This window comes from Treponema sp. J25, from assembly GCF_004343725.1.
GTDB lineage: Bacteria > Spirochaetota > Spirochaetia > Treponematales > Breznakiellaceae > J25.
Genome location: NZ_PTQW01000049.1, coordinates 1 through 4119 on the forward strand (window position 1 = coordinate 1; position 4119 = coordinate 4119).

General features: G+C 42.3%; 2 protein-coding genes and 1 pseudogene. 1 reads left to right on the forward strand and 2 read right to left on the reverse strand.

Annotated features, from left to right (window positions below; translation table 11 throughout):
• Positions 1-253, forward strand: a pseudogene (locus tag C5O22_RS13540) (Rpn family recombination-promoting nuclease/putative transposase); the annotation flags it as partial.
• Positions 254-435: 182 nt separating this feature from the next.
• On the opposite strand, the gene C5O22_RS12455 reads toward C5O22_RS13540, so the two are convergent.
• Positions 436-2595 carry an NADase-type glycan-binding domain-containing protein gene (locus tag C5O22_RS12455; protein ID WP_132782299.1) on the reverse strand — a complete coding sequence of 720 codons (2160 nt, stop codon included), beginning with the start codon at positions 2593-2595 and terminating at the stop codon, positions 436-438.
• Positions 2592-4119: hypothetical protein (locus C5O22_RS13545; protein ID WP_165910523.1), on the reverse strand; the 1528-nt coding region annotated here is incomplete at its 5' end. The genes C5O22_RS12455 and C5O22_RS13545, both read right to left, overlap by 4 nt.

A 4119-nucleotide genomic window follows, 5' to 3' on the forward strand; every position in this document is an offset into this window, starting at 1 on the left:
CGCCCATTTTGAGGACCCCGTTCCTCAATGGGTGGATGAGATTCGTACCCTTAAGGAGGTACCGACCATGTTAGCCACTGCCATCAAGAAGAAAGAACAGGAATGGTTTATGGAAGGTCGCAACGAAGGCATGGCCCTGGGCGAAGAAAAAAACCGTCGGGAAACGGCCCGGAGAATGAAGTCCCGCGGGATTGAGATTGATATCATTGCCGAGGTGACCGGCCTTTCCCGGGAGGAGATTGAAGAGCTATAGTTTAGCTGGGGACTGGGACTGGGCCCCAGGAGCCCTGAGGCTTTCCAAGAGGCGCTGGCACGCCCCTGAGGGGTCCCGGGGCGACGCTTGTTAGTGCAAACCAGGGGCTATAGCCACCACACAGAGAGGAACTCTTCGCACCCTTCCCAATCAGAAAAGGGGGAATACATACACTCTTACCTTTATTCCTTGAGGTACTGATTTATATATTCGAATACGTTCTTCTTCTTTAAGTAATAATAAATCCACCTCTTTTCTTCTTCAATACTTCGGCTCCGTTCCTGAGGGAGGGCAATTGCAGTCACACAGGTATCACTGTACTTTAATCCTTTATACACCTCAAGAATTGTTATTTTGACTTTTGTGGTCTTTTGCGGAAGCGGTACCGAATGGTACGCGACATAGTCAGGTAAGGTGTACTCGATGCTAAAGGCTGGGCGCTCCGATTCTATCCTGATTTTCTTGAGCCTGTTGTTATTCATGTATGCACTCATGTTTCTAAAATCAACATAGCCATTCAGTATCATAATTTCATCGCTGGGTCGTATAAATTCAACTTGAAGCCACTCACCGATACCATCTCCAGGAACGCCTTCGGCCCAGCAAGGTTTGAAATTATCAAAAATAGGGAAACCCTCGTCAAAAACAGGGAATCCTCGCTCATCAGTCTTTTCAGGAAGCTTGCATATTCTATTAATCATGTATTCTGGTTTGTACTCAACTTTTTTGCCTTTTATCGTCTCGGTTAGATACGACGAAGCACTAATTGTTTTAATTCCGGAATCTAAATATTCATGCTCCACATACTCACCGTTAATCATAAATTTTTTTCTTCGTTGGAGCATCTGCTCCATACTGAAAATCAGTTCAAAATGATCAAACCCCCAGGAAAACTGCTCCGCACCATTGAATTTTTCAGTCTTAACCAAGACCATAATGTCCTTACCACTAAGTAAATACATACGCATATATTCACCATATGATTCATCAAAAATTTCAAAATACCTATACCCCGTTTCAGGATCTACTTTAAGGCTCGTAAAATGATATAAGTAATTTTTAAAATCTTCATAGGTATACTTATCATTGTTTAAAAACAATAAAATATATTGATCATAAATGACTATTTTCATACCTTCATATAGATTTATAATATTATCTCCATAAAATCCAAAATTTCTTCTTCCATTTGTATTTGGGCTGAACCAGGTCGAATCCTGCGGAAACCAGTACTGTATCTTTTGAAGCTCCGCTGCATCAACATAACCTGAATCAAGCTTTGAAACTGCGCTTAATAATAACGGGACGTTCCTTACCTCATATCGGGGCCATATATACCTAAACTTACGGTTAGCTTGACCATCTGTTCCTTTGAGATTCTGATTTTTCAGAAATGGCACAACCCGAAATCCTGGAATATCGCCTATTTCATAAAATCCAAATTTTTTATTCTTAAGCCCGGGATTTACAATCAAATTAAATGAACGAAGCTTTTCATTATATTCATATTGCCTGATCCTATATGTTTCCAGAGCATCGTTTTGCAGTGAATATGCTAAAAAGAACCCTGCGTTCCCGGCGCCACCATCTTCCTGGATATAGGGAAACACAACAAAACCCCTCGCTTTCCAGATTAAATCTGCTATGGTATCGCTATAATCAAAGCTGGAAACATTGAGGTTTAGATCGATGAGTCCTGCTGAAAACAATTTTTTTGCATCATTCATAGTTTCTGCGTACGCGTATGCCTCGAAATCATACGAGTCAATAAAAATATACTTATTTTCAAGCGGTACAGGTTTTCCATTAAGTATTCTTCTATACCCTTCTGATGTTGCCAAGGAAAACTCAATTCGTTTTACTACTGTGTCAGTCGTTGTATCGATTTTAACTGCAAGACCTTTGCCACATTCACACCTCTTATCAAAGTAGGCTATATACGCAACATAGTCCGCACCATTACAGATGCTGCAACAATCTATTATGTATACCTCTCGTTTCACCGCTCTTTCTATGAAATCGCCAAGGTATTTTTCCCAACCTTTTTTACCCTCTCCTCCTTCTATTACGACGATGTCTTCCCAAAAAATGAGTATCGAATCCTTATATTCAAGGAACACAAAGGGATTTACAGCATAGCCGTAAGACTGACCTCTATTTAGAATATACCATGCATCAGCCAATTGTACTCTTGTAGTATCGTTATTGTTATAAAGAAAAACATTAAAAAATTCATCCCCTCCCCCCCCTCGTCCGTACTCTTCGTAAACTAAAAAACTTTGCGCTTCCAACTTCCCCAATAAACCCACTGCCAGTGCTATGATTACAATCATCTTTTTCATGGCTGCCACCAATTATTGCTTGAATTTGTTCCATCTCCGTAAATATCTCGAATGATGGAAATATAACCCCACGAAATTCTGTAGGGTTCTCTCGTTGTTTGTAATCCTGCGGTTAGCTGAGCAAAGGTTTGTGGTAACCATACCATACATCCCTTGCTTCCTGCTGTATAAGTAGTCCCTGGCTGAATTACAAATGGATTTGAATATGTTTTATGGCCATTAATTAAACTAGTATCCTTCGGCGTTCGCTGTCCTAAATTATCGTAGTAATATCCCGGCATTTGATTTTGGTAACCACCCCAGTTATTAACCGTTGTATAAGGAAAATTAGGCACTTCTGGGACCCGATCTCCCGTTGGACCCGTAACGGCATTCCAATTTGGAGGATTCGTTCTAAAAATTCTAAAAGCCCTGTATCTACTATTTTCCAAAGGACGATGTAGCGACCATGCATACGGATAAGTCCCGTCTGCCAGAGCTGGGTATTCACTACCCATCTGTGAAGGATCCGGCATAGTACTTCCTAAACCAAACATTTCTACATTCCCATTGAAGTTGATCTTAAAAGTAGCAGCCTTAAGCCTTCTTCCTTCTGGAATCATATTTTCAATCATAATTAAATTAATCGGAGTTGTACATCCTGTAAATGAGCTACTTACTGTAGTAACTACTTCATCCCTTTCATTTTTTAAGGCTATACTGATTATTGCGCTCTCTTTCCCGGTTTGTTTTCTTGTTACGCCAATACCTCGTTTAATATCCTTGTAGGTCATTAAATATGCATTTGCGTCAATTGTCGCGCCGTCTTGTGGATTGTTCCACATATTATTTGCCCATGTATATCCTGCATTTTCCATCATTGAAATTAGGTAGTTTGTCATATTGGTGCAAACAGCGCCAGGATTACTTTGGTAGAACTGAGTATATCCAGCATAATCATTGGTATAGTCCGGGAATATACCCATAAGCATCCCCAGGGATCGAGCATACGAATTCTTGCTTGTTTCTTTATGTCCCGTTATCACACCTGCTTCACTAATAATATCTAGTTGACTCCTTATTAAAATATTTCCATTTTCATCAAGTAGACTATGGTTCCCGTCATACTGCACACCATATGTGCCATCGTCCCTTCTAATCAGCCGCCAATAATCCCCGCTCGCATCGTAGCTCGCAAGAAGCCGGGCAAGGTCCTCCATATTCCCCGTGCTGAGGGCCGCCAGGTATGTCGCCACTTCCTTACCCAGGGCTTCACCAATCACCCCCATCCCGTAGGCTTGCCCTAACGCATAGGCCGCCCCTATATGCCCCAGCACCGCCCGGTCCGTCTCTTCCCGCTGCCCCGCTTCCCCATCATCTATCCCGTTCCGGTACGCCTCATGGGCCAGAAGCACGTTCAGCCCAAACCGACTCCCCTTTTCTAATGCTTCCCTGCCTATATAGATCGTCTTTGTCCCATCCCCGTTCGCCTCGGTCTTGGCAGAATACTCGCCGTCCCACCGCTCTGCGATGTTCGTCTTCCCG